The sequence below is a fragment of the Pseudoduganella guangdongensis genome (assembly GCF_009857475.1).
GTDB lineage: Bacteria > Pseudomonadota > Gammaproteobacteria > Burkholderiales > Burkholderiaceae_D > Rugamonas > Rugamonas guangdongensis.
The window spans coordinates 63057-85948 of record NZ_WWCJ01000008.1 but is presented as its reverse complement, the minus strand read 5'-3'; the positions used below and the strand labels follow the sequence as shown (position 1 = coordinate 85948).

Genomic DNA, 22892 nt, shown 5'->3' with positions numbered 1-22892 from the left:
TAGTGGCCTATGATGGGTATACAAACCTATCCTTCATGGTTAGCTATATGTTGCTCAATGAGCCCACAGCCGTCCACATTCGCAAGGGACCTCCAAGGCTGCAAGACGCGATTCCCCCTTTCCTGGCCACCGCCGGATCGTACGACATGGAGGGGGAAGACGATATCGGCGATGCGCTGACCCTGCTGGCGGAACATGGCGATGCCATTTCCATGTACGCCAGCGGCAGCCGCGAACCGATCCTCGGCCGCATCCTCTCGGTCGACCCTGAACAGCCGCACTTCGTGATGGAGTTGAACGAAGGCGCTGTCCTGCCACCCGGCAAGATCACGTTCGTGGCGGTGCTGCGCAACGCCAAGCTACAGTTCAAGCTGGGCAAGACGGACTGGGATTCAGTGCCCGGCAAGCCGCAGCTGATCCCCATGGTGTTCCCCGAGACCTGCCAGGTGCTGAACCGGCGCGCCCACGAACGCGCGGAGGCGCCGCTGGGCGCCAACTTCTCCGCCACCTTCGTCCTGAACGGCAATCCGCACGAGGTAGCGGTGTACGACCTGTCGCTGGGCGGTATCGGCCTGCGCGGCGCCAAGAGCGATGTGAAAGGCCTGCTCAAAGGCCGCAAGCTGCTCGAAGTGCAGCTGGAGTTCGGCGAAGACAATATCTACGTCACCGACCTGGAAGTGCGCTTCACCTGCGCTTACCGCTCCTTCCTGATGGGCGAGCAGGTGCACGTCGGCTGCAAGTTCATGAACCTGGCGCCGGAGCTGGAAGCCGAAATCAAGAGCATCATGGAGCAAATCCGCGATGCTCCGCGCTAGTTAGGCCGCGAACGGCGCGCCGCGCAGTTCGACGGTGTTCCCTTCCGGGTCGTTGACGTAGATCGAGGGCCCCTCCCCTTCGGCGCCGTAGCGCGATTCGGCGGGGCCGTTGGCTACGTCGTGCGCGCTCAGGTGGGCGCGGATCGCGGCTTCGTCGAATGGATCGACGCGGAAGCAGAAGTGGTCGACATTGCGGCCCTCCTTGCCGGGCGCGGCGCCGCCCATCCTGCCCAACTTTTTATCGACCGGCACCAGGTCCACCAGCGAGCTGCCGGCGCGCAACTGGATCAGGCCGATCTCGTCCTGCCGGCGCTCGATCTGGCAGCCCAGCACTTCGGTGTAGAAGCGGATCATGCGGTCGGCATCGACAACGCGCAAAACGATATGGTCAATCTCACGGATCTTGATCAAAGCAGTCTCCTTGCTTATGCGTCTGGAACGGGGTTGCTGCCGGAGACGGGCATGTAACGCCCGCCACGGAATTCGAATGTCATGCTCTGCTCGACGCGCTGCGCTGGCGCATTGGCGAGTTTGCTCGCGCCGCTGATGGCGCCGGTGAAGCGCAGTGTCAGCGGGCTCGGACTCGTGCCCTCGCCTGCGGCGCCAATCTCCCATCGGCCCTCGATGGCGTAGCACTTCCCTGGCGCGAGCAGCTCGCGCGCGCCGTCCGGCGCTGCCAGGCCTGGCAGCAGGCCGCGCAGGCGCTCGACGCAATCGGGGCGCGAATACACGTTTGCGCCTTTGATCTTCTGCAGCAGCAGCGGCTGCGGCTTCACGCCGTCCGCACCGAGCGCGTACAGGGCGAACACCTCCACGCAATGGCCTTGCCAGCAACTTCCCCAGCGCGCATGCACGGCTTGCGCGGCTTGCGCGGCCGCCCCGAGCGGCACCACATCCACCTCGGCCCGGCCTTCAAAGCCCTGCAAATCAAACGGCTCCTGGCGCCGGGCCACGGCCCAGCCATCCTTGCCCGGCTTGAAGGTGTAGGCGGCAAGTCCGAGCGGCGTGCCGTGCGCCACCTGCGGCTCGCCGCTGTCGCCGACCGGCGTCATGGCGGCCAGCAGCAGCCAGCGCTCCGGCGCCACGCGCACCACCCGGCGCGGCACGACGAGCACCTTGCGCTGCTTGCCTTGCCGCGTATCCCAGCCACGCGTCAGCGCGCTGGTGGCGATCGAGACCACGCGCCCGCCCTCCTCGTCCGACCATTTGGGGAAGGCAAGCTGCATCAGCTCTTCCGGCTGCGGCGCGGCCACCTGGGCCAGGGCCAGCACGGGCAATGACAGCAAGGCGGCGATGGCGGTTTTCACGACGCTCCTCAGATCCGCAAGCGGCGCCGGTCGTTCAGGAATTGTTCCAGCTGCGCCGGCGCAAGCACCTTGACCGGGTCGCCGTGGAAGACATACAGGTAAGGCTCGCCGCCCAGCCGGTCGGTCATCTTCGCCAGCACCAGGAAGCTGGTGCCAAGCGGATAGGCGCTGGTGTCGCGCAGCCGCTGCGAGCATTGCACCCGCATCTCGGAGCTGAAGGCCTGCCCGTTCACCGGCCGCAGCACCACCTGGCCGCCCTCCTGCAGCGACTCCACCGCCACTTCGCGATATTCAAACAGATCTCTTGTCATGCCAGCATGTTACCTGATCCACCTCCATCTATGGGAAGGTCAGCTCCAGGCCCGGCGTGCCGACCAGGACCAACGCGGCCAGGGCCAGCACCAGCAGCGAGAGCACCAAGGCGGCGGCCACATTGCCGCGCGCCCGCAGCAGCGCGCGCTTTTCGCTCCGCTGCGCCGTCTGCTTCCCGCTTTCCTCTTTCTCCTTATCGTAATGCCATTTGATGGCGTAGAACATGCCCGTGCCGAACACGAGAAGCTTGAACGTCACTAAGACTAAAGGAACCCAATCCATTTTTTGCGTACTTTCCGGTGATGTGTTGTCGCGACCTGATGCATACTACTCCAAAGCAATTTCCATACATCGAAACAAAATGCCGCAGACAAAAGCCATACAAGATGAGCAATTATTCCGCTGGTTGCCGCCCCTGGCCGCCCACGCCGGGCCGCGTTTCCTGCAGATTGCCGACGCCTTGCAGGCGGCGCTGGCCGACGGTTCACTGAAGCCGGGCGACCGCCTGCCACCGCAACGCCAGCTGGCGGCGCGGCTGCAGGTGGACCTGACGACGGTCACCCGCGCCTACGACGAAGCCAGGCGCCGCAATTTGCTGGAGGGGCGCGGCGCCCGCGGCACCTACGTCGCGGCGCCGAAGGTCGAACTGAGCGCACGCCTCGACCTGGGCATGAATACCCCGCCGCCGCCGGACGGCGTGGATTTCGACGATCTGTTGCAGCAAGGGTTGGCCCAGGTTCTGCTGCGGGCCGACAAGGGCTTGCTGATGACTTACCACCTGGCCGGGGGCAGCGACTCCGAGCGCAAGGCAGGCGCCAAATGGCTCGAGCCGATATTCGGGCAGGTGGAAGCGCAGCAGCTGGTGGTCTGCCCCGGGGCGCAAGCGGCACTCGCCGCACTCATCCTGGCACTGACCCAGCCTGGCGACACGCTCCTGGCGGAGCCCACGACCTATCCCGGCGTGCGGAGCGCCGCCAGCCAGCTCGGCCGGCGCCTGGTTGCGGTGGAGGCGGACCGGGACGGCATGCTGCCCGCGCTGCTGGAGCAAGCGTGCCGGCAGCACAAGCCAGGCCTGGTGTACCTCAATCCGACCCTGCAGAACCCGACCGCCAGCACCATGCCGGAACAGCGGCGCAGGGAGCTCGCCAGCGTCGCGCAGCGCTGCAATGTGCGCATCGTCGAGGATGACCCCTACTGGCTCCTGGCCGACGCCCCGCCGGCGCCGATCGCCACGTTTGCGCCGGAACAGGTGAGCTATATCTCAACCCTGTCGAAATGCCTGACGCCCGGCTTGCGCGTCGCCTTCGTGCTGATCCGCGACGCGCAGGAACGCGAACGGTTCCTGGCCGCGCTGCGGTCGTTCGCCCTGATGGCCACGCCCCTGACAGCGGCGCTGGCCACCCAATGGATACTCGACGGCTCGGCCGGCGCACTGCTGCAAGGCGTGCGCAAAGAGGCGCGCCTGCGCCACCGGATGGCCTGGGATATCCTGGCCGGACGCTATAGCGGCGCCGGCGACGGGCTGCACGTCTGGCTCGATTTGCCGGCATACTGGACTCCCGCGCAGCTCGCGCGCGCCGCCGACAGCGCGGGCATCGCGATCACACCGGCCGATGCCTTCGCTACCGGCGGCAAAACCGCGAATGCCATCCGCATTTCCCTGGGCAGCATCAAGGACCGCGCGCGCCTGCAGACCGGCCTGCAACGGCTGTCCCACCTGCTCACGCAGCGGCCCGAGTCGTACGGCGCCGCCGTGGTTTAAAGCCCGGGCGCGTTGGCCGACAGCGCGAGCGGCACGCCGCGCGCCCAGCGGTTAGACGACAACGAGAACGTCAGCGCGCGCACCTGGTGGTACCAGCCGGCCGGGATGTACAGCATGTCGCCCGGCTCCACCAGCACTTCCAGCATGCTGGCCTGGCGCGCCAGCGGGTAGCGTTCGTAGTCGGGCGCTTCGGGGTCGAAGGGGCTGCCGAACAGCACCGGGTTGGCTTCGCGCGTGTAGAGGAATGCGTCGTGGTGCGCGGGCGCGAGGAAGATGCGCTTGCGGCCCCACACCTGGGCAAAGATGTTGTCGTCGAAATCGCTGTGCAGCGGCGTGACCGTGCCGGCGGGGCCGATCCAGAAACGTGGCGGCCCCATTTTCTCGAAATAGGTCGGCCAGTGGCACAGGCTATTCAGCTCGCGCAATTCCAGGTTGCCCAGGTATGGCGGCAGGCCTTCGGTGGCGTCGGCCAGGTCGAGGTACTCGCGCATGGTCATGTCCTGCATGGCGCGGTCGGCGGCGAAGGCGGTGCCGATGTAGTCGCCGACCCGGGCCCGCACCGGCACGTCGCCAAAACGTTCGCGCAGCACAGCCGGCTGCAGCGCGCAGATCGGCCAGCGCGCAATCGCGCCGGGGACCAGGAAGGGCAAGCCTTGCCGCGCACGCTCGCGGAAGGTGGCGGCGTTCATGCCGCGCACGCGCGGCACGGCGTCTAGCGCGGGCAGCGCGCGGCTGGCAGCGCGGATCGCGTCGCGCATCTCCTGCATCGAGGCCACGCCGCGCACCTGGGCGTCGCGACGGGCGCGCGCCTCGGCTTTCGCGGCCGCAGCGTCGGCGCCGCCTGGCGCCGCCACGCGCGACGCTTCCAGCGGCGGCAAGCGCGATGCGCCCGGCTTGCCTGCCGGCGTGGCGTCGGACGAGGCGCTCGGCGCCGTCCCCGGCAGCGGACGGGATGTCATGGCTTACGCCCCCTGGCGCAGCACCAGCAGCGCCACGGCTTCGGCGTTGATGCCTTCCTCGCGCCCCAGGTAGCCGAGCTTTTCGTTGGTCTTGGCCTTCACATTGACGTGGCCCACCGGCACCCCGAGATCGGCGGCGATATTGGCGGCCATGCCGGCGATATGCGGCGCCATCTTCGGGCGCTGGGCGATGATGGTGCAGTCGACATTGCCGATATCGTAGCCGGTGGCGCGCACGCGCTTGGCCGCCTCGCGCAGCAGCACGCGCGAATCGGCGCCGCGGAATTCTTCGGCGGTGTCGGGGAAATGCTTGCCGATATCGCCCAGCGCGGCGGCGCCGAGGATAGCGTCGGTAATCGCATGCAGCAGCGCATCGGCATCGGAATGCCCCAGCAGCCCGCGTTCGTGCGCGATCTCGACCCCGCCGAGTATCAGCTTGCGGCCTTCAACCAGGCGGTGCGAGTCGTAGCCCTGGCCGATACGGAATGGAAGTTGCGTCATTTTGAATCCTGTCCTAAATACATTTCTGCGATGGCGATATCGGTTGGCAGCGTCACCTTCAGGTTGCGCGGGTGGCCTTCCACCAGCTTGGGCGAGAAGCCCAGCATCTCGACCGCGCTGGCATCGTCGGTGATCGCGTTCGGGTCCGGCGCCAGCGCCAGGGCGCGCAGCAGCAGCGCGTAGGAAAACATCTGCGGCGTCTGCGCCAGCCACAAGCCGTCGCGCGGCGTGGTTTCCAGCGCGCCGGAGCGCGTGGACTTTACCGTGTCCACCACCGGCAGCGCAAGCAGGCCGCCGCCTTCATGTTCACCCACGGCGGAGATCAGCTTGGCGATCAGGGCCGGCGTCAGGCCGGGGCGCGCGGCGTCGTGCACCAGCACCATATCGTCGTCGCGCACCTCGGCGCGGATGGCGCGCAGGCCGTTCAGGATCGAGTCCATGCGGGTGGCACCGCCGCAGCGCAGCACTGTCACGCCGCCCTCCGGCGCCACCGAGTCGATATAGCCGTCGGCCGCGCTCACCACCACATAGGTATGGGCAATCAGCGCGCTGCGGCGGAAGGCTTCCAGCGTGTGCTGCAGCATGGGCACGCCGTTGAGCGGCAGGTATTGCTTGGGGCTGGAGGCCGCCATGCGCGCGCCGACGCCGGCGGCGGGAATCAATGCGAAATAGCGCTTCATTTTTTACTGCGTGACTTTCTTAAAATAGTCTGTATCTCGCCGTTGCAGGCTTTGCTCAGGCGGGCGTACTCCGCCGGCGAGTCGATCACGGCCTGCTGCACTTCCACCTTGGCCATTTCGGCTTTGATGTAGGGCATCCAGCCGCTGTCGATTTCGTGCGCCAGCGCGGAACGGGCGGTGCCGGCCGGCGCGTACAGCGGCTTGGCCTCGAAGCGCCGCGCCAGCGCCGCACGCACCACCTGCTCGACTTTGGGCAGATGGTCCATATAGGCGTTCATGTGGCGCAGCTCGTGCGACAGGATTTCCGCATAGCCGCAGCTGCCCGGGGCGAACTCGTTGCCGACATAGATGCGCACCGGAGCGTACGTCAGCTGCACCCGGATCTGCGGCGCCACGCATTCATAGCCGCTCAGCGGGTCGGTCAGCATCGGGCCGTCCAGGCCGATCTGCACGCGCGATTCGGTGCGGGTCAGGCCCAGCACAAAACCGTTGGACGGCATCTTATCGGTTTTCATGGCCGACAGCTGCTTGTACGAGAGCTGGTTGTTCACAGTGTAGCCGCTCTGCCGGGCCGACAGCACGGACACGGTTTTGCTGATCGTGTCCTCGCAGCGGACCTGGAACTGCGTGCGCTTGACCGGCGCCGCCTGCGCCTGGCCCGCGCCACAGGCGAGGACCAGCAGCAGCAGGCGCACGGCGCTCATGGCCTCAGTCCAGTTTCCAGTCGCCGGAGCGCAGCTTGTCGAGCCAGAAGGTGCCGATCACGGTTTTCACGTCGGTGATCTGGCCGCTGCGCACCCAGTCCAGCATCTGGTCGACGCTGGCGGTGAAGGTTTCGATGAATTCGCCGTCGTCCAGTTTGACCTCGCCGGCGCTCAGGCCGCGCGCCAGGTAGATGTCCAGGTGTTCGTCCGAGTAGGCGATGGCGTTGTGGATGGTGGCGACGAATTGCCAGTCGGTCCCGGTGTAGCCGGTTTCCTCCTCCAGCTCGCGGATAGCGCAGGCCAGCGGGTCTTCGCCCGGGTCGATCTTGCCGGCGGGGAGTTCGATGAAGACGCGGTCGTTGGGGTAGCGGTATTGGCGCTCCAGCAGGACCTGGCCGTCGTCCAGCACGGGGATGATGACCACGGCGCCGGGATGGCGGATGTATTCGCGTTTGGTGTGCTTGCCGTCCGGCAGGGCGACGGTGTCGCGGTGGACTTTGAGGAAGCCGCCGTTGTAGGCGAGTTCGCTGTCGATCTTGGTTTCTTTGAGGTGTTTGTCCATGTCTCTTTTGGAACCCGGTAAGGCGGGGTCTGACCCGCAGGGTCAGACCCCCAACGGTTTCGCAACAGGCGGTTTTGGGTAACCCCACACCTGCGGCCTAAGCCGGCCTGGGGTCTGACCCTGTGGGTCTGACCCCGCCTTACCGGGTTTTAGTGGTGTTTACGCAGGTAGCGTACCACGAAGCCAGGGAATGCAAATACCAGGAAGGCGAACGCCGCGACCCAATAGAACTCCCAGTTCTGTGGAAACGCGGTGCCGATGCGGGATTCGAGGGCCATGCCGATGCCGCCCACGGCGACATACAGCACCACCAGTTCCGCCATGCGCACCATAAACGGCTTGCGTGCGGCCCGCAGCGGAACCAGGCCAAATACCTTCTCGTTCACGAAAGGCAGGTTGGCGGCCACCACTGCAAGCAGGATGACCAGCCAGGATGATGCGTTGACGTCCATCGCTCAGGCGATCAGGAAGCCAGGGTCTTTTCGATCGCCGTGTAGCAGGCGTGCAGCAGCGAGTCCGGCATCATGCCCAGGGCTACAACGGCCAGGCCGTTGAGCGCCAGGACAATGCCCTTGTCGGTGTTGACAGCCAGCGGCGCGGTGTCGGTCGGCTCGTCGAACCACATGACCTTCACGATGCGGATGTAGTAGAACGCACCCACCAGCGAGAACATCACGGCAAACACGGTCAGCCACACGGCGCCGGTGGTCAGCACCGACTGCAGCACTGCGAACTTGGCGGCGAAGCCCATCATCGGCGGCACGCCGGCCAGCGAGAACAGCAGCACCGACATCAGCGCGGCGTACAGCGGGCTGCGCTTGGACAGGCCTTTGAAGTCGTCGATCTCTTCCGCCTCGAAGCCCTGGCGCGCCAGGACCATGATCAGGCCGAAGGTGCCGACGGTGGTCAGCACGTAGGTGATCGAGTAGTACATGGCAGCCGAGTAGGCAGCGGCGGCATGGGTCGGCTTCTGGTCGACCACGCCGGCCAGCAGGCCAAGCAGCACGAAGCCCATCTGGGCGATGGTGGAGTAAGCCAGCATACGCTTCAGGTTGGTCTGCGCAATCGCAGTCAGGTTACCCACCGCCAGCGACAGCACGGCCAGGATCATCAGCATGTTCTGCCAGTCGAACGCCAGCGGCAGCATGCCTTCCACCAGCAGGCGCACGCAGATGGCGAAGGTCGCCAGCTTCGGTGCGCCGCCCAGCAGCAGGGTCACGCCGGTCGGCGCGCCTTGGTAGACGTCCGGTACCCACATGTGGAACGGCACGGCGCCCAGCTTGAAGGCCAGGCCGGCCACCACGAACACCAGGCCGAAGGTCAGGATCGAGCGGTCAACGGTGCCGGAGCCAATCTTCTTGGCGATTTCGCCGATTTCCAGGGTGCCGGTGGCGCCGTACAGCATCGACATGCCATACAGCAGGAAGCCGGAAGCGAGCGCGCCCAGGATGAAGTACTTCATCGCGGCTTCGGTCGCTTTCGCGTCGTCGCGGCGCAGCGCCACCAGGGCGTACAGCGAGAGCGACATCAGTTCCAGGCCCAGGTAGATGGTCAGGAAGTTGTTGGCCGAGATCATCACCATCTGGCCCAGCATGGAGAACAGCGCCAGGACGTAGAACTCGCCGCCCAGGTTGCCGCCCAACATGCCGCGGTCAGTCGAATACTGGCGCGCGTACACCAGGGTCATACCCATGGTCAGGTAGGAGAACAGCTTGAGCAGATTGCCCATCGGGTCGTTGACGAACATGTTCGAGAACGCGTACACCGTGCTGCCCGAGCTGTAGTCGGCGAAGCTGAAGAAGGCGGCGCCCACCAGGGCGGCCAGGGTCAGCGCGTACGTGATCGCGCGCTTGCTCTGGTCCAGGAACATGTCGATCAGCAGGATCGCCGAAGCGGCGATCAGCAGAAAGACTTCCGCGTAGATCGGAACCAGGTTAGCGGCTCCTGAGATCATTTGAGTGTTATTCATGAAAACTTGGTCCTATCTGCTATCAAGGGGCCACTACGGCTGGCAGCTTGCTCTGTTCGACATGCGCCAGCAGGTCGGCCACGGATACTTGCATCACGTCGGTAAACGGAGCCGGATACAGGCCCATGAACAGGACGGCGATCGCCAGGATGCCCAGCATCAGGAACTCGCGGTTGTTAACGTCGGTCAGTTCTTCCACGTGCGGGTTGGTGATGGCGCCGAAGATCACGCGCTTGGCCATCCACAGGGAGTAAGCCGCGCCGAAGATCAGGGCGGTCGCCGCCGCGATGCCGGTCACGAAGTTGAACTGCACCGCGCCCAGGATCACCATGAACTCGCCCACGAAGCCGGAGGTGGCTGGCAGGCCGCAGTTGGCCATGGAGAACAGGATGAACAGTGCGGCGAACTTAGGCATCTTGTTCACAACGCCACCGTAGTCGGCGATCTGGCGCGAGTGCATGCGGTCGTACAGCACGCCGATGCACAGGAACATGGCGCCGGAGATGAAGCCGTGCGACACCATCTGCACGATACCGCCCTGCACTGCCATCTCGTTGAACATGAAGAAGCCCAGGGTCACGAAGCCCATGTGCGCGATGGACGAATACGCCACCAGTTTCTTCATGTCTTTCTGCACCAGGGCCACCAGGCCGATGTAGATCACCGCCACCAGCGACAGGCCGATGATGATCCAGGCGTATTCGCGCGACGCGTCAGGCGCGATCGGCAGCGAGAATCGCAGGAAGCCGTAAGCGCCCAGCTTCAGCATGATCGCGGCCAGCACGGCGGAACCGCCGGTCGGCGCTTCCACGTGGACGTCCGGCAGCCAGGTGTGGACCGGGAACATCGGCACCTTCACGGCGAAGGCCATGAAGAAGGCGAAGAAGATCAGGCCCTGCTCCGTCATCGACAGCGGCAGCTTGTGCCAGGCCAGGATATCGAAGCTTTGCGACTGGTTGTACAGGTAGATGATCGCGACCAGCGTCAGCAGCGAGCCGAAGAAGGTGTACAGGAAGAACTTGAACGCGGCGTAGATGCGGTTGGCACCACCCCAGACGCCGATGATGATGTACATCGGGATCAGGGTCGCTTCAAAGAAGAAGTAGAACAGCAGGCCGTCCATGGCGGCGAACACGCCGATCATCAGGCCCGACAGGATCAGGAACGCGCCCATGTACTGCGCCACGCGTTCGGTGATCACTTCCCACGCCGAAATCACCACGATGATGGTGATGAAGGCGGTCAGCGGGATGAACCACATCGACAGGCCGTCGACGCCCAGCGAGTAGAAGATGTTGAAGCGCTCGATCCACGGCGCCTTTTCCACGAACTGCATGCCGTGCGCCGCTTTGTCGAACTGCGTGAACAGCGGGATGGTCGGCACCAGCGAAACGATGGCGCCGAGCAGCGACAGCACGCGTACCATGCCAGCGCGCGAATCGCGGCCGATGGCCAGCACGATCAGGCCGAAAACAATCGGCAGCCAGATCGAGAGGCTGAGGTAAGGAGGTAGAGTATTAATCGTTGACTGCATTTGTTATCTCTTTTGCGTCAGCTGTTAAGCGTGCCAAAACGGCAGGAAGTACACCAGGAAGCCCAGGATACCGAGGATCATCACGAAGGCGTAGTGATAGATGTAGCCGGTCTGCAGCACGCGGGTCAGGCTGGAGAACCAGCCCACCACTTTGGCCGAACCGTTCACCAGCAGGCCGTCGATGATGGCCTTGTCGCCCACCGACCACAGGCCCTCGCCCAGCAGGCGTGCGCCGCGGGCAAAGACAGCCTCGTTGAACTTGTCCATGTAGTACTTGTTGTCCAGCAGGGTGTGCAGCGGCTTCAGGGTCTTGTAGAAGGCGGCAGGCACCTTCGGGTTGACCATGTAGCAGTAGTACGCCGTCGCCACGCCGGCCAGTGCCAGCCAGAACGGCGCGGTCTGCACCGAGTGCATGGCCATGCCGAGCCAGTCGTGGAAGTGGTGACGCAGTGCTTCCATCGCGCCGTGGTTCTCGCCGACGTAGATCACGCCCTTGAAGAAGTCGCCGAACAGCATAGGCTTGATCGCGATCGCGCCGATCACGACGGACGGGATGGCCAGCAGGATCAGCGGCAGGGTCACCACCAGGCCTGGCGAATGCGGCTTCTCGCCCGGGGCCAGGCCGTGATGGCCGTGGTCGTCCTCTTCGCCTTCATCCGCGTGGTGCGAATCGTGGTCGTGGTGGTGTTCCTTGCCGAAGTTCTCCGGGCCATGGAACACCAGGAAGTACATACGGAACGAGTAGAACGCGGTCACGAACACGCCAGCCAGCACAGCGAAGTTGGCAAAGCCGGCACCTGGGATGGTGGTGGCATGCACGGCTTCGATGATCATGTCTTTCGAGTAGAAGCCGGAGAACAGCGGGGTACCGATCAGCGCCAGGGAGCCCAGCAGCGAGGTGATCCAGATGATCTTCAGGTACTTCTTCAGGCCGCCCATATTGCGGATGTCCTGGTCGTGGTGCATCGCCATGATGACGGCGCCGGCGCCCAGGAACAGCAACGCTTTGAAGAAGGCGTGGGTCATCAGGTGGAACACGGCCACCGAGTAGGCCGAGGCGCCCAGCGCCACGGTCATGTAGCCCAGCTGCGACAGGGTGGAGTAAGCCACCACGCGCTTGATGTCGTTCTGGATGATGCCCATGAAGCCCATGAACAGCGCGGTGATCGAACCCACCACCAGGATCACCGACAGCGCGGCGTCCGACATTTCGAACAGCGGCGACATGCGGGTCACCATGAAGATACCGGCGGTAACCATGGTCGCCGCGTGGATCAGCGCCGAAATCGGGGTCGGGCCTTCCATCGAGTCAGGCAGCCAGACGTGCAGCGGGAACTGCGCCGACTTGCCCATGGCGCCGATGAACAGGCAGATACAGGCGACCGAGATGATGGCCCAGTCGGTGCCCGCCAGGGTACCGTTGATCAGCGCATCCTTCTTGGCGAACACTTCCTGGTAGTCCATGGAACCGGTGTAGGCCAGGATCAGGCCAATGCCCAGGATGAAGCCGAAGTCACCGACACGGTTGACCAGGAAGGCCTTCATGTTGGCGAAGATGGCGGTCGGGCGGGTGTACCAGAAACCGATCAGCAGGTAGGACACCAGGCCCACCGCTTCCCAGCCGAAGAACAGCTGCAGGAAGTTGTTCGACATCACCAGCATCAGCATGGAGAAGGTGAACAGCGAAATGTAGGAGAAGAAGCGGTTGTAGCCTTCGTCTTCCGCCATGTAGCCGATGGTGTAGATGTGCACCATCAGCGAGACGAACGTCACCACGTTCATCATCATCGCCGTCAGCGTGTCGATCTGGAAGCCCACGGCCAGCTTGACGCTGCCCACGGTCATCCAGGTGTACAGGTCGCCGTTGTAGGTGGCGCCGTCCATCACCTGCAGCAGGGTCTGGAACGAGATCAGGAAAGCGATCAGCACGCCCAGGATGGTCGCGCTATGCGCCACCTTGCGGCCAACGACGTTGCCGAAGAACTTGGTGCCGAACAGGCCCGCGATAGCGGAACCTGCCAATGGCGCCAGCGGTACGGCCAGAAGGAGGGTTGGGTTAAGTTGCCCCGTCATGATTTACCTTATCTATTATTCGAGGATTTAACTTAGCCTTTGAGGCTGTCCAGGTCTTCCACGTTGATGGTGTCCAGGTTACGGAACATCACCACCAGGATCGCGAGGCCGATTGCCGATTCGGCGGCCGCCACGGTCAGGATGAAGAAGACAAAGATCTGCCCGGCCGCGTCGCCCAGGTAGTGCGAGAACGCGATGAAGTTCATGTTCACTGCCAGCAGCATCAGTTCGATGGCCATCAGCAGGACGATGACGTTCTTGCGGTTCAGGAAAATACCGACGATCGAGATCGCGAACAGGATCGCGCCCAGGACCAGGTAGTGAGCCAGGGATAAAGTCATGGTGCCTCCTTCGTTTCCACCGGAGCGACCGGGGCGTGGACGGTGGCGTCCATCTTCACGATCTTCAGGCGGTCATTACGCTTGACGCGGACCGCATCGGCCGGGTCGAAGTGCTTGGTGTCTTTGCGCTTGCGCAGGGTCAGTGCCACGGCGGCCACGATCGCCACCAGCAGCACCACCGCGGCGATTTCAAACGCCAGGATGTACTCGGTGTAGATCAGCAGGCCCAGGGCCTTGGTCTGGCCGATGGTGTTGGCCGCTTCCGGCACAACGGCGCCGCCGTTGGACGGGAAGGCGCGCCAGATCACGGCAGCCATTTCCAGCACGATCACGCCGCCCACGATGGAGGCCACCGGCAGGTAGTTCCAGAAGCCCGCCCGCAGCTTGTCGAGGTCGATATCGATCATCATCACGACGAACAGGAACAGGACCATGACCGCGCCGACATACACCAGCACCAGCACGATGGACAGGAATTCCGCTTTGAGCAGCATCCAGATGCCGGCCGCCTGGAAGAAGGCCAGCACCAGGAACAGCGCAGCGTGCACCGGGTTGCGCGCGGTAATCACGCGCAGCGATGCCAGCACCAGGATGGTGGCAAACGCATAGAACAGGAAAGTAGTGAAGTTCATTTTTCTTTAACCTCGGCGATCAGCGGTACTTGGCGTCGGCTTCGCGGTTGGCCGCGATTTCCGCTTCGTAGCGGTCGCCCACGGCCAGCAGCATTTCCTTGGTGTAGTACAGGTCACCGCGTTTTTCGCCGTGGTATTCCAGTACGTGCGTCTCGACGATCGAGTCCACCGGGCAGGATTCTTCGCAGAAGCCGCAGAAGATGCACTTGGTCAGGTCGATGTCGTAGCGCGTGGTGCGGCGGCTGCCGTCGTCACGCTGCTCCGATTCGATGGTGATCGCCATCGCCGGGCAAACTGCTTCGCACAGTTTGCAGGCGATGCAGCGCTCTTCTCCGTTTGGATAACGGCGCAGGGCGTGCAGGCCGCGGAAGCGCGGCGAGATCGGGGTTTTCTCTTCCGGGAATTGGACGGTGATCTTCTTGGCAAACATGTATTTGCCGGTCAGCGCCATCCCCTTGAACAGTTCGGTCAGCAAGAAGCTGCCGAAGAAGTCTTTCAATCGGTCCATTTCGTATTCGCTCTCTTACTTCCAAATATTCCAGGAGGTCTGCATCCAGGTCGCCACGACCACCAGGTAGAACAGGGTCAGCGGGATGAATACTTTCCAGCCCAAACGCATGATCTGGTCATAGCGGTAGCGCGGGAAGGTGCCGCGCGTCCAGATGAACAGCGATACGATGAAGAAGGTCTTGATGAACAGCCAGAAGAAGCCGCCGAACACGCCGCCGAATTCCAGCGCTGCGATCGGAGCGGACCAGCCACCCAGGAACATGATCGACGCCAGCAGCGAGATCAAGATCATATTGGCGTATTCCGCCAGGAAGAACATGGCGTAAGCCATGCCGCCGTATTCGACCATGTGGCCGCCGACGATCTCGGACTCGCCTTCCACCACGTCGAACGGGTGGCGGTTGCATTCGGCCAGGCCGGACACCAGGTACACCACGAAGATCGGCAGCAGCGGCAGCCAGTTCCACGACAGCAGGTTCAGGCCCATGTCGGCCATCATGCCCTTCTGCTGGCCGGCGACGATTTCCGACAGGTTCAGGGAACCTGCCACCATCAGCACGATCACCAGGCAGAAGCCCATGGCGATTTCGTAGGACACCATCTGTGCCGATGCACGCATCGCGCCCATGAAGGAGTACTTCGAGTTGGCGGACCAGCCGGCGATGATGATGCCGTACACCTCCATCGAGGCGATCGCCATGATCAGCAGCAGGCCGGCGTTGACGTCGGCCAGGGCCGCGCCCGGAGCGAACGGCACCACCACCCAGCATGCCAGCGCCGGCATGATGGTCATCACAGGACCGATGAAGAACAGGGACTTGTTCGACTTGGTCGGGACGATGATCTCTTTGAACAGCAGTTTCAGCGCGTCGGCGATCGGCTGCAGCAGGCCGTTCGGGCCCACGCGGTTGGGGCCGATACGGATCTGGATCCAGCCCAGCAGCTTACGCTCCCACAGGGTCAGGTAGGCAACCAGGCCCATCAGCGGCAGGGTCACGCACAGGATCTTGGCCATGGTCCAGACGAACGGCCAGAAGGTGCCGAGGTTGGCCTCGCCCATTGCTTTAATCGAATCAATCATATCTGGCAGAGCCATTACTTGCCCTCCCCTGCTTTAGCCACGGTGATTTCACCGAACATCGCGCCCAGCATCGAGGTCGATGCATGGGCGGCAGACACGCGCACCACGTTGGCCGGCAGGCCGGCTTCGATGGCGGCTTCCAGGATCGCAAAGCCGGAGCCCTGCTTCACTTCGACCTTGTCGCCGGCCTGCACACCGATCTGCTGCGCGGTGGCGGCGGACAGGTAGGCTTTCGGCGCGGCGGCGTCGACCGTCGCCAGCAGCGGGCCGGAACGGCGCACCAGGGCGTCAGCGAAGTAGATCGGCACATCGGCCAGACGCTGCAGGCCTTGCACCGCGAACGGTACGCCGGCAACAGCGGCTTTGCGCGACACGTTCGACAGCTTGGCCGACAGGTCGGCGCCTTTTTCGAACAGTTCGTCGCGGATCGATTCCGAGGTCTCGTAGTCGAAACCGCCCAGGCCCAGGATGTTGCCCAGCACGCGCAGCACCTTCCAGGCCGGACGCGCTTCGCCCGCCGGCTTGACGGTGCCGTTGAAGGACTGCAGGCGGCCTTCGGCATTGACGAAGGAGCCGGAAGTCTCGGCGAACGGCGCGATCGGCAGCAGCACGTCGGCGTAGTCGGCGCCATGCTTGAAGGCGGACAGCACCACCACCATGTCGGCGGCGTGCAGCGCAGCCTTGGCAGCTTGCGGGTTGGCTGCGTCGAGTTCTGGCTCGGCGTTCAGCAGGACGTAGGCTTTCTTCTGTTGCGAGAAGGCCGGTGCAGCGTTCTTCGCAGTGGCGCCGACCAGGTAGCCGCCCACGGTGTTGGCGGCTTCGGTCAGGTAGCCCAGCTTGGCGCCGGTCTGTTCCGCGATCCACTGCGCCGCAGCGTGCAGCTTGGACGCTTCCGGATGCGCCACAGCGGCGTTACCCAGGAAGATCGCCTTGCGCTCGCCGCCGATCAGGGATTCGGCAATCGCTTCCGCGTTGGCCGATGCCACCACGTTTTCGAAGCCGGCCGGAGCGGCCACGCCTTTGGACTTGGCCACAGCAGCCACCACGCCGGACAGCGCAGCCAGCCAGTCGGATGGCGCAGCGATGATCTTGTTGGCGGTGGTGATCAGGTTTTCGGTATCAGCCGCGTGCAGCACGGACAGCTTGCCGCCGGCTTTCACCGCCGCGCGGATGCGGGTCGCGAACAGCGGGTGGTCCTTACGCAGGAAGGAACCGATCACGAACACGCGCTGCAGCTGCGACAGTTCGGCGATCGGCATGCCCAGCCAAGGCTTGACTTCGCCGTCCAGCGCGAAATCGCTCTGGCGCAGACGGAAGTCGACGTTCTCGGAACCCACGCCGTGCATCAGCTTCTTCAGCAGGGCCAGTTCTTCCACGGTCGAATGCGCGGTCGCGTAAGCGGCCAGCGCATCGGCGCCGTGTTCGTGCTTGATGTTCTTCAGGCCGTGCGCCACGTATTCCAGCGCCACTTGCCAGTCCACTTCCTTCCATTCGCCGCCCTGCTTCAGCATCGGCTTGGTCAGGCGCTCGGCGCTGTCCAGCGCTTCGTAGGAGTAGCGGTCCTTGTCCGAGATCCAGCATTCGTTGACGTCGTCGTTTTCGAATGGCAGCACGCGCTTCACCGAACCCTGCTTCACTTGCACGATCAGGTTGGCGCCGGTGGAGTCGTGCGGCGAGACCGATTTGCGGCGCGACAGTTCCCAGGTACGGGCGCTGTAGCGGAACGGACGCGAGGTCAGCGCGCCGACCGGGCACAGGTCGATCATATTGCCCGACATTTCGGAGCTCACTGCTTCGCCGACGAAGGTGGTGATCTCGGAATGCTCGCCGCGGCCCAGCATGCCCAGTTCCATCACGCCGGCCACTTCCTGGCCAAAGCGCACGCAACGGGTGCAGTGGATGCAACGCGACATTTCTTCCATCGCCACCAGCGCGCTGCCAGCCTTGGGCGGCACCACGCGCTTCTCTTCCTCGTAGCGCGATTCCATCTTGCCGTAACCCACGGCCAGATCCTGCAGCTGGCACTCACCGCCCTGGTCGCAGATCGGGCAATCCAGCGGGTGGTTAATCAGCAGGAATTCCATCACCGACTTCTGTGCTTGCACAGCCTTGTCGGAGGCGGATTTCACAACCATGCCCGCCGATACCGGCGTGGCGCATGCTGGCAAAGGCTTAGGCGCCTTTTCCACTTCGACCAGGCACATACGGCAGTTCGCGGCGATCGACAATTTCTTGTGATAGCAGAAGTGCGGGATGTAGGTGCCCAGCTTGTTGGCGGCGTCCATCACCATGCTACCCGCAGGGACTTCTACCTTTTTGCCGTCAATTTCGATTTCAACCATGATAATCGCAGCTTAGTAAGCCGAAACAGGCACCAGGCAGTGCTTGTGTTCGACGTGATATTCAAATTCTTCGCGGAACTGCTTGACGAAGGCGCGTACCGGCATTGCGGCAGCATCGCCCAGCGCGCAGATGGTGCGGCCTTGGATGTTGTCGGCGATGGAGTTCAGCATGTCCAGGTCGGTCGGACGACCCTGGCCGTTTTCGATGCGGTGGATCATGCGGTACATCCAGCCGGTGCCTTCACGGCACGGAGTGCATTGGCCGCACGACTCTTCAAAGTAGAAGTAGGACAGACGTTCCAGGGCTTTCACCATGCAGCGCGTCTCGTCCATCACGATCACGGCGCCGGAACCGAGCATGGAGCCGGCTTTGGCGATCGAATCGTAATCGAGGTCGGTCTGCATCATGATCTCGCCGCGCACCACCGGGGCGGAGGAGCCGCCCGGGATCACAGCCTTGATCTTTTTGCCGCCGCGCATGCCGCCGGCCAGTTCCATCAGCTTGGCGAACGGAGTGCCCAGCGGGACTTCGTAGTTGCCTGGACGCTCAACGTCGCCCGAGATCGAGAAGATCTTGGTGCCGCCGTTGTTCGGCTTGCCCAGCGCCAGATAGTTCTCGGCGCCCATGTTCAGGATGAACGGGACGGCCGCGAAGGTCTCGGTGTTGTTGATGGTGGTCGGCTTGCCGTACAGGCCGAACGAGGCCGGGAATGGCGGCTTGAAGCGCGGCTGGCCTTTTTTGCCTTCCAGCGATTCCAGCAGCGCGGTTTCTTCGCCGCAGATGTAGGCGCCGTAACCGTGGTGCGCGTGCAGCTGGAAGCTGAAGTCCGAACCCATGATGTTATTGCCCAGGAAGCCGGCGGCGCGCGCCTCTTCCAGCGCTTCTTCAAAACGCAGGTAGTCCTGGAAAATCTCGCCGTGGATATAGTTGTAGCCGACGGTGATGCCCATGGCGTAAGCGCCGATGGCCATGCCTTCGATCAGCGAGTGCGGATTGAAGCGGATGATGTCGCGGTCTTTGAACGTGCCCGGCTCGCCTTCGTCGGTGTTGCAGACGAGGTACTTCTGGCCAGGGAACTGGCGCGGCATGAAGGACCATTTCAGGCCGGTCGGGAAACCGGCGCCGCCGCGGCCGCGCAGGCCGGAGGTCTTCAGGTCGGCGATGATCTGCTCTTGCGGGATCTTCTCTTCGATGATGCGGCGCAGCGCCGAATAGCCGCCACGTTTCACGTAGTCGGCCAGGTGCCAGTTGTCGCCGTTCAGATCCTTCAGGATCAGCGGATTGATGTGACGGTCGTGCAGGGAAGTCATTTCTTGAGCTCCTCCACGAGGGCGTCCAGTTTATCGTTGCTCATGTGGGAACACATGCGGTGGTTGTTGACCAGGATGACCGGTGCGTCGCCGCAGGCGCCCATGCATTCGCCTTCCATCAGGGTGAACTCACCGTCTTCGGTGGTGCCGCGGAAGTCGATGCCGAACTTGGCCTTCAGGTGCTCGGCCGCTTTCACGCCGCCGGACAATGCGCAAGGCAGGTTGGTGCACACGGTGATCTTGTGCTTGCCGACCGGCTTCAGGTTGTACATATTGTAGAAAGTCGCGACTTCCTGCACGGCGATGGCCGGCATGCGGATGTAGTCCGCGATTTCCTTCATGGTTTCTGGCGACAGCCAGCCCAGTTCCACCTGGGCGTGGGCCAGCGAGGCCATCACGGCCGACTGGCGCTGGTCGGCCGGATACTTGGCCAACTCGCGGTCGATTTTTTTATAGCATTCTTGGGATAACAGCATTTCTAGCCCTTAGCGGTCGATTTCACCGAAAACGATGTCCTGGGTACCGATGATGGTCACGGCGTCGGCGATCATGTGGCCGCGCGACATTTCGTCCAGACCCTGCAGGTGGGCAAAGCCCGGTGCGCGGATCTTCATACGGTATGGCTTGTTGGCGCCATCGGAGATCAGGTAGATGCCGAATTCGCCTTTCGGGTGTTCCACCGCGCTGTACGCCTCGCCTTCCGGCACGTGGAAGCCTTCGGTGAACAGCTTGAAGTGGTGGATCAGCGATTCCATATTGGTCTTCATGTCCACGCGCGACGGCGGCGCCACCTTGCGGTTGCTGGTCATGACAGGACCCGGATTGGCTTTCAGCCAGGCCACGCACTGCTTGATGATCTTGTTCGACTGGCGCATCTCTTCGATACGCACCAGGTAGCGGTCATACGAGTCGCCGTTGGTGCCGACCGGGATGTCGAAGTCCATCTTGTCGTAGACCTCGTACGGCTGCTTCTTGCGCACGTCCCAGGCGATGCCCGAACCGCGCAGCATGGCGCCGGTGAAGCCCATGGCCATCGCGTCTTCCGGCGAGACCACGCCGATGCCGACGGTACGCTGTTTCCAGATACGGTTGTCGGTCAGCAGGGTTTCGTATTCGTCGACGTAGGTCGGGAAGCGCTTGGTGAAGTCTTCCACGAAGTCGAGCAGGGAACCCTGGCGGTTTTCGTTACGTTCGGCCAGCGCTTTGGCGTTGCGGATCAGCGACGCCTTGTACTGCGGCATCGAGTCCGGCAGGTCGCGGTACACGCCGCCCGGGCGGTAGTAGGCCGCGTGCATGCGCGCGCCGGACACCGCTTCGTAGCAGTCCATCAGGTCTTCGCGGTCGCGGAAGGCGTACAGGAACGGGCCCATGGCGCCCACGTCCAGCGCGTGCGCGCCCAGCCACAGCAGGTGGTTCAGCAGGCGCGTGATCTCGTCGAACATGACGCGGATGTACTGGGCGCGGATCGGCACTTCCAGACCCAGCAGCTTTTCGATCGCCATCACGTAGGCGTGCTCGTTGGACATCATGGACACGTAGTCCAGGCGGTCCATGTACGGCACGGATTGCAGGTAGGTCTTCTGCTCGGCCAGCTTTTCGGTGGCGCGGTGCAGCAGGCCGATATGCGGGTCGGCGCGCTGGATCACTTCACCGTCCAGCTCCAGCACCAGGCGCAGCACGCCGTGCGCTGCCGGGTGCTGCGGACCAAAGTTCAGGGTGTAATTCTTAATTTCAGCCATTTCTTACTTCCCGTAGTTTTCTTCGCGGATCACGCGCGGCACGTTTTCGCGCGGCTCGATGGTCACAGGCTGGTACACCACGCGCTTCTGCTCCGCGTCGTAGCGCATTTCCACGTAGCCGGACACAGGGAAGTCCTTGCGGAATGGGTGGCCGATGAAACCGTAGTCGGTCAGGATGCGGCGCAGGTCGTTGTGGCCTTCGAAGATGATGCCGTACAGGTCGAACGCTTCGCGCTCGAACCAGTTGGCGGCGCGCCAGATCGGGGTTACCGAGGCCACGATCGGCATTTCGTCGTCGGGCGCGAAGACGCGCACGCGCAGGCGCCAGTTCTTCTGAACCGACAGCAGGTGGGTCACGGCCGCGAAGCGCAGGCCGTCCCAGGTGCCTTCACCGTAGGTCTGGTAGTCGACGCCGCACAAGTCGATCAGCGTATCAAAACGCAAAGCTGCGTCGTCGCGCAGCTCTTGCATTACCTGGTAGTAGTCCCCAGATTTGACTGTAATCGTCACCTCGCCCAGCGCGACGACGAGGGAGGCCCGCTCGCCCAGCTTTTGTTCCAGGGCGGTGACCAGTGTTTGCAGATGTGTGTTCATATGGTCTTAGCGCGCGATCGTATTGGTCTTCTTGATCTTGTTGTGCAGCTGCAGGATGCCGTACAGCAGGGCTTCCGCGGTCGGCGGGCAGCCCGGCACATACACGTCCACCGGCACGATACGGTCGCAGCCGCGCACCACCGAGTAGGAGTAGTGGTAGTAGCCGCCGCCATTGGCGCAGGAACCCATCGAGATCACCCAGCGCGGATCCGGCATCTGGTCGTAGACCTTGCGCAGCGCGGGCGCCATCTTGTTGCACAGGGTGCCGGCCACGATCATCACGTCGGATTGACGTGGCGACGGACGGAACATGAAACCGAAACGCTCCAGGTCGTAACGGGCCGCACCAGCATGCATCATCTCCACTGCACAGCAAGCCAGACCGAACGTCATCGGGTACATGGAACCCGTACGCGCCCAGTTGATTACTGTGTCAAAGGTAGTGGTGATGAAGCCTTCGTTAAATACGCCTTCAATAGACATGGCTTATTCCCAATCAAGGGCACCTTTCTTCCAGATATACCAAAAACCGACCACGAATTCGGCGATGAATACCATCATCGTCACGTAACCCTGCCAGCCCAGTTCACGCATGGAGACACCCCATGGGAAGAAGAATGCAGTTTCAAGGTCGAACAGAATGAACAAAATTGCGACGAGGTAGTAGCGCACGTCGAATTTCATACGCGCGTCTTCAAAAGCTTCGAAGCCGCACTCGTAAGGGGAGAGCTTGGCCGCATCGGGCTTGTTCGGGCCAAGGATATGGCCCAGCACTTGCGGGACTACGCCGACACCGAGGCCGACGAGCAGGAAAAGAAGAACTGGGAAGTAATTTTCGAGGTTCACGATTGGTAAGCTTTAGTTGAATTACGCTCGACCCCAATCATTTAAAGCTGAGACCAGGATCAAACGACACATCCTCGTAAAAAAACCAGCTAAGCCATGAATTTCACATTCATACGACCTGCTGGCTCTTTGATTTTTTGCTTGGTGCCGACGACGAGACTCGAACTCGTACAGCTTGCGCCACTACCCCCTCAAGATAGCGTGTCTACCAATTTCACCACGTCGGCATTAAGGCCGCTATTCTACACTGTCATCACGCCTTTGTTAATGCACATTGCGCAGAATCAAGAAGAAAAGCGGCAAAAATTTTAAAATTGC

26 protein-coding genes and 1 tRNA gene are annotated in these 22892 nt (G+C 63.0%); 2 read left to right on the top strand and 25 right to left on the bottom strand.

Annotation, left to right across the window (positions count from 1 at the left end):
• Positions 1-146 precede the first annotated feature (146 nt).
• Positions 147-815: a flagellar brake protein gene (locus GTP41_RS12755; RefSeq protein WP_229502839.1), complete on the top strand. Its 669-nt coding sequence runs from the start codon at positions 147-149 to the stop codon at positions 813-815.
• Here the strand turns inward: GTP41_RS12755 and GTP41_RS12750 are convergent, their stop codons facing one another.
• Genes GTP41_RS12750 through GTP41_RS12735 form a run of 4 tightly spaced genes read right to left on the bottom strand, consistent with a single transcriptional unit; the run spans position 816 to position 2692 of the window.
• Positions 816-1226 carry a VOC family protein gene (locus GTP41_RS12750; RefSeq protein ID WP_161025954.1) on the bottom strand — a complete coding sequence of 137 codons (411 nt, stop codon included), beginning with the start codon at positions 1224-1226 and terminating at the stop codon, positions 816-818.
• A gap of 14 nt (positions 1227-1240) precedes the next feature.
• Positions 1241-2122, bottom strand: a complete 882-nt coding sequence (locus tag GTP41_RS12745; RefSeq protein ID WP_161025953.1) for a hypothetical protein — start codon at positions 2120-2122, stop codon at positions 1241-1243.
• An 8-nt stretch (positions 2123-2130) separates the two neighbouring features.
• Complete coding sequence (locus GTP41_RS12740) at positions 2131-2433, bottom strand: hypothetical protein (protein WP_161025952.1); 303 nt, start codon at positions 2431-2433, stop codon at positions 2131-2133.
• 28 nt (positions 2434-2461) lie between these two features.
• Positions 2462-2692: a hypothetical protein gene (locus GTP41_RS12735; RefSeq protein ID WP_371867352.1), complete on the bottom strand. Its 231-nt coding sequence runs from the start codon at positions 2690-2692 to the stop codon at positions 2462-2464.
• Between the two features lie 103 nt (positions 2693-2795).
• On the opposite strand from GTP41_RS12735, the gene GTP41_RS12730 reads away from it, so the two are divergent.
• Positions 2796-4196, top strand: coding sequence for an aminotransferase-like domain-containing protein (locus GTP41_RS12730; RefSeq protein WP_202419722.1), 1401 nt, complete (start codon positions 2796-2798; stop codon positions 4194-4196).
• On the opposite strand, the gene GTP41_RS12725 is transcribed toward GTP41_RS12730, so the two are convergent.
• The 21 genes from GTP41_RS12725 to GTP41_RS12625 all read right to left on the bottom strand — a co-directional run bounded on the left by GTP41_RS12725 (position 4193) and on the right by GTP41_RS12625 (position 22801).
• A complete protein-coding gene (locus GTP41_RS12725) occupies positions 4193-5155 on the bottom strand; it encodes a cupin-like domain-containing protein (RefSeq protein ID WP_161025950.1) in 963 nt (320 codons plus the stop codon). The genes GTP41_RS12730 and GTP41_RS12725 overlap by 4 nt on opposite strands.
• Before the next feature lie 3 nt (positions 5156-5158).
• Positions 5159-5656 carry a 2-C-methyl-D-erythritol 2,4-cyclodiphosphate synthase gene (ispF, locus tag GTP41_RS12720; RefSeq protein WP_161025949.1) on the bottom strand — a complete coding sequence of 166 codons (498 nt, stop codon included), beginning with the start codon at positions 5654-5656 and terminating at the stop codon, positions 5159-5161.
• Positions 5653-6336, bottom strand: coding sequence for a 2-C-methyl-D-erythritol 4-phosphate cytidylyltransferase (gene ispD / locus GTP41_RS12715; protein ID WP_161025948.1), 684 nt, complete (start codon positions 6334-6336; stop codon positions 5653-5655). The genes ispF and ispD overlap by 4 nt, the downstream gene beginning before the upstream one ends.
• A complete protein-coding gene (locus tag GTP41_RS12710; RefSeq protein WP_161025947.1) occupies positions 6333-7040 on the bottom strand; it encodes a hypothetical protein in 708 nt (235 codons plus the stop codon). The genes ispD and GTP41_RS12710 overlap by 4 nt, the downstream gene beginning before the upstream one ends.
• A 4-nt stretch (positions 7041-7044) precedes the next feature.
• Positions 7045-7602: an NUDIX domain-containing protein gene (locus GTP41_RS12705; RefSeq protein ID WP_161025946.1), complete on the bottom strand. Its 558-nt coding sequence runs from the start codon at positions 7600-7602 to the stop codon at positions 7045-7047.
• A gap of 149 nt (positions 7603-7751) precedes the next feature.
• Positions 7752-8054, bottom strand: coding sequence for a DUF2818 family protein (locus GTP41_RS12700; protein WP_161025945.1), 303 nt, complete (start codon positions 8052-8054; stop codon positions 7752-7754).
• An 11-nt stretch (positions 8055-8065) separates the two neighbouring features.
• Complete coding sequence (gene nuoN, locus GTP41_RS12695) at positions 8066-9571, bottom strand: NADH-quinone oxidoreductase subunit NuoN (RefSeq protein ID WP_161025944.1); 1506 nt, start codon at positions 9569-9571, stop codon at positions 8066-8068.
• A gap of 22 nt (positions 9572-9593) precedes the next feature.
• On the bottom strand, positions 9594-11105 hold the full coding sequence (locus GTP41_RS12690) for an NADH-quinone oxidoreductase subunit M (protein ID WP_161025943.1): 1512 nt from the start codon (positions 11103-11105) through the stop codon (positions 9594-9596).
• 24 nt (positions 11106-11129) lie between these two features.
• Positions 11130-13178, bottom strand: coding sequence for an NADH-quinone oxidoreductase subunit L (nuoL, locus tag GTP41_RS12685; protein ID WP_161025942.1), 2049 nt, complete (start codon positions 13176-13178; stop codon positions 11130-11132).
• Positions 13179-13210: 32 nt separating this feature from the next.
• The gene (nuoK, locus tag GTP41_RS12680) at positions 13211-13519 is read right to left on the bottom strand and encodes an NADH-quinone oxidoreductase subunit NuoK (protein ID WP_028104269.1); all 309 of its coding nucleotides are present in this window, start codon (positions 13517-13519) and stop codon (positions 13211-13213) included.
• A complete protein-coding gene (locus tag GTP41_RS12675) occupies positions 13516-14151 on the bottom strand; it encodes an NADH-quinone oxidoreductase subunit J (protein ID WP_161025941.1) in 636 nt (211 codons plus the stop codon). Before GTP41_RS12675 ends, nuoK begins: the two co-directional genes overlap by 4 nt.
• Before the next feature lie 19 nt (positions 14152-14170).
• The gene (gene nuoI / locus GTP41_RS12670; protein WP_161025940.1) at positions 14171-14659 is read right to left on the bottom strand and encodes an NADH-quinone oxidoreductase subunit NuoI; all 489 of its coding nucleotides are present in this window, start codon (positions 14657-14659) and stop codon (positions 14171-14173) included.
• A gap of 15 nt (positions 14660-14674) precedes the next feature.
• Positions 14675-15757: an NADH-quinone oxidoreductase subunit NuoH gene (gene nuoH / locus GTP41_RS12665; protein ID WP_161025939.1), complete on the bottom strand. Its 1083-nt coding sequence runs from the start codon at positions 15755-15757 to the stop codon at positions 14675-14677.
• A complete protein-coding gene (gene nuoG / locus GTP41_RS12660) occupies positions 15757-18084 on the bottom strand; it encodes an NADH-quinone oxidoreductase subunit NuoG (protein ID WP_161025938.1) in 2328 nt (775 codons plus the stop codon). The genes nuoH and nuoG overlap by 1 nt, the downstream gene beginning before the upstream one ends.
• 12 nt (positions 18085-18096) lie before the next feature.
• Positions 18097-19395: an NADH-quinone oxidoreductase subunit NuoF gene (gene nuoF / locus GTP41_RS12655; protein ID WP_161025937.1), complete on the bottom strand. Its 1299-nt coding sequence runs from the start codon at positions 19393-19395 to the stop codon at positions 18097-18099.
• Complete coding sequence (gene nuoE, locus GTP41_RS12650; protein ID WP_161025936.1) at positions 19392-19871, bottom strand: NADH-quinone oxidoreductase subunit NuoE; 480 nt, start codon at positions 19869-19871, stop codon at positions 19392-19394. The genes nuoF and nuoE overlap by 4 nt, the downstream gene beginning before the upstream one ends.
• A gap of 9 nt (positions 19872-19880) precedes the next feature.
• Positions 19881-21134, bottom strand: a complete 1254-nt coding sequence (locus GTP41_RS12645) for an NADH-quinone oxidoreductase subunit D (protein WP_161025935.1) — start codon at positions 21132-21134, stop codon at positions 19881-19883.
• A gap of 3 nt (positions 21135-21137) precedes the next feature.
• The gene (locus GTP41_RS12640; RefSeq protein ID WP_161025934.1) at positions 21138-21728 is read right to left on the bottom strand and encodes an NADH-quinone oxidoreductase subunit C; all 591 of its coding nucleotides are present in this window, start codon (positions 21726-21728) and stop codon (positions 21138-21140) included.
• Between the two features lie 6 nt (positions 21729-21734).
• Positions 21735-22211, bottom strand: coding sequence for a NuoB/complex I 20 kDa subunit family protein (locus GTP41_RS12635; RefSeq protein WP_028104278.1), 477 nt, complete (start codon positions 22209-22211; stop codon positions 21735-21737).
• A gap of 3 nt (positions 22212-22214) precedes the next feature.
• Positions 22215-22574, bottom strand: a complete 360-nt coding sequence (locus GTP41_RS12630) for an NADH-quinone oxidoreductase subunit A (RefSeq protein ID WP_161025933.1) — start codon at positions 22572-22574, stop codon at positions 22215-22217.
• Positions 22575-22716: 142 nt separating this feature from the next.
• Positions 22717-22801: transfer RNA gene (locus GTP41_RS12625), tRNA-Leu, on the bottom strand.
• Positions 22802-22892: the final 91 nt, after the last annotated feature.

Bases quoted from the DNA above. Each gene is read 5' to 3' on its own strand.
- GTP41_RS12755 (WP_229502839.1), top strand. From the start codon at position 147: ATGGAGGGGGAAGACGATATCGGCGATGCGCTGACCCTGCTGGCGGAA.
- GTP41_RS12740 (WP_161025952.1), bottom strand. From the start codon at position 2,433: ATGACAAGAGATCTGTTTGAATATCGCGAAGTGGCGGTGGAGTCGCTG.
- GTP41_RS12730 (WP_202419722.1), top strand. From the start codon at position 2,796: ATGCCGCAGACAAAAGCCATACAAGATGAGCAATTATTCCGCTGGTTG.
- GTP41_RS12725 (WP_161025950.1), bottom strand. From the start codon at position 5,155: ATGACATCCCGTCCGCTGCCGGGGACGGCGCCGAGCGCCTCGTCCGAC.
- ispF (WP_161025949.1), bottom strand. From the start codon at position 5,656: ATGACGCAACTTCCATTCCGTATCGGCCAGGGCTACGACTCGCACCGC.
- ispD (WP_161025948.1), bottom strand. From the start codon at position 6,336: ATGAAGCGCTATTTCGCATTGATTCCCGCCGCCGGCGTCGGCGCGCGC.
- GTP41_RS12710 (WP_161025947.1), bottom strand. From the start codon at position 7,040: ATGAGCGCCGTGCGCCTGCTGCTGCTGGTCCTCGCCTGTGGCGCGGGC.
- GTP41_RS12705 (WP_161025946.1), bottom strand. From the start codon at position 7,602: ATGGACAAACACCTCAAAGAAACCAAGATCGACAGCGAACTCGCCTAC.
- GTP41_RS12700 (WP_161025945.1), bottom strand. From the start codon at position 8,054: ATGGACGTCAACGCATCATCCTGGCTGGTCATCCTGCTTGCAGTGGTG.
- nuoN (WP_161025944.1), bottom strand. From the start codon at position 9,571: ATGAATAACACTCAAATGATCTCAGGAGCCGCTAACCTGGTTCCGATC.
- GTP41_RS12690 (WP_161025943.1), bottom strand. From the start codon at position 11,105: ATGCAGTCAACGATTAATACTCTACCTCCTTACCTCAGCCTCTCGATC.
- nuoL (WP_161025942.1), bottom strand. From the start codon at position 13,178: ATGACGGGGCAACTTAACCCAACCCTCCTTCTGGCCGTACCGCTGGCG.
- nuoK (WP_028104269.1), bottom strand. From the start codon at position 13,519: ATGACTTTATCCCTGGCTCACTACCTGGTCCTGGGCGCGATCCTGTTC.
- GTP41_RS12675 (WP_161025941.1), bottom strand. From the start codon at position 14,151: ATGAACTTCACTACTTTCCTGTTCTATGCGTTTGCCACCATCCTGGTG.
- nuoI (WP_161025940.1), bottom strand. From the start codon at position 14,659: ATGGACCGATTGAAAGACTTCTTCGGCAGCTTCTTGCTGACCGAACTG.
- nuoH (WP_161025939.1), bottom strand. From the start codon at position 15,757: ATGGCTCTGCCAGATATGATTGATTCGATTAAAGCAATGGGCGAGGCC.
- nuoG (WP_161025938.1), bottom strand. From the start codon at position 18,084: ATGGTTGAAATCGAAATTGACGGCAAAAAGGTAGAAGTCCCTGCGGGT.
- nuoF (WP_161025937.1), bottom strand. From the start codon at position 19,395: ATGACTTCCCTGCACGACCGTCACATCAATCCGCTGATCCTGAAGGAT.
- nuoE (WP_161025936.1), bottom strand. From the start codon at position 19,871: ATGCTGTTATCCCAAGAATGCTATAAAAAAATCGACCGCGAGTTGGCC.
- GTP41_RS12645 (WP_161025935.1), bottom strand. From the start codon at position 21,134: ATGGCTGAAATTAAGAATTACACCCTGAACTTTGGTCCGCAGCACCCG.
- GTP41_RS12640 (WP_161025934.1), bottom strand. From the start codon at position 21,728: ATGAACACACATCTGCAAACACTGGTCACCGCCCTGGAACAAAAGCTG.
- GTP41_RS12635 (WP_028104278.1), bottom strand. From the start codon at position 22,211: ATGTCTATTGAAGGCGTATTTAACGAAGGCTTCATCACCACTACCTTT.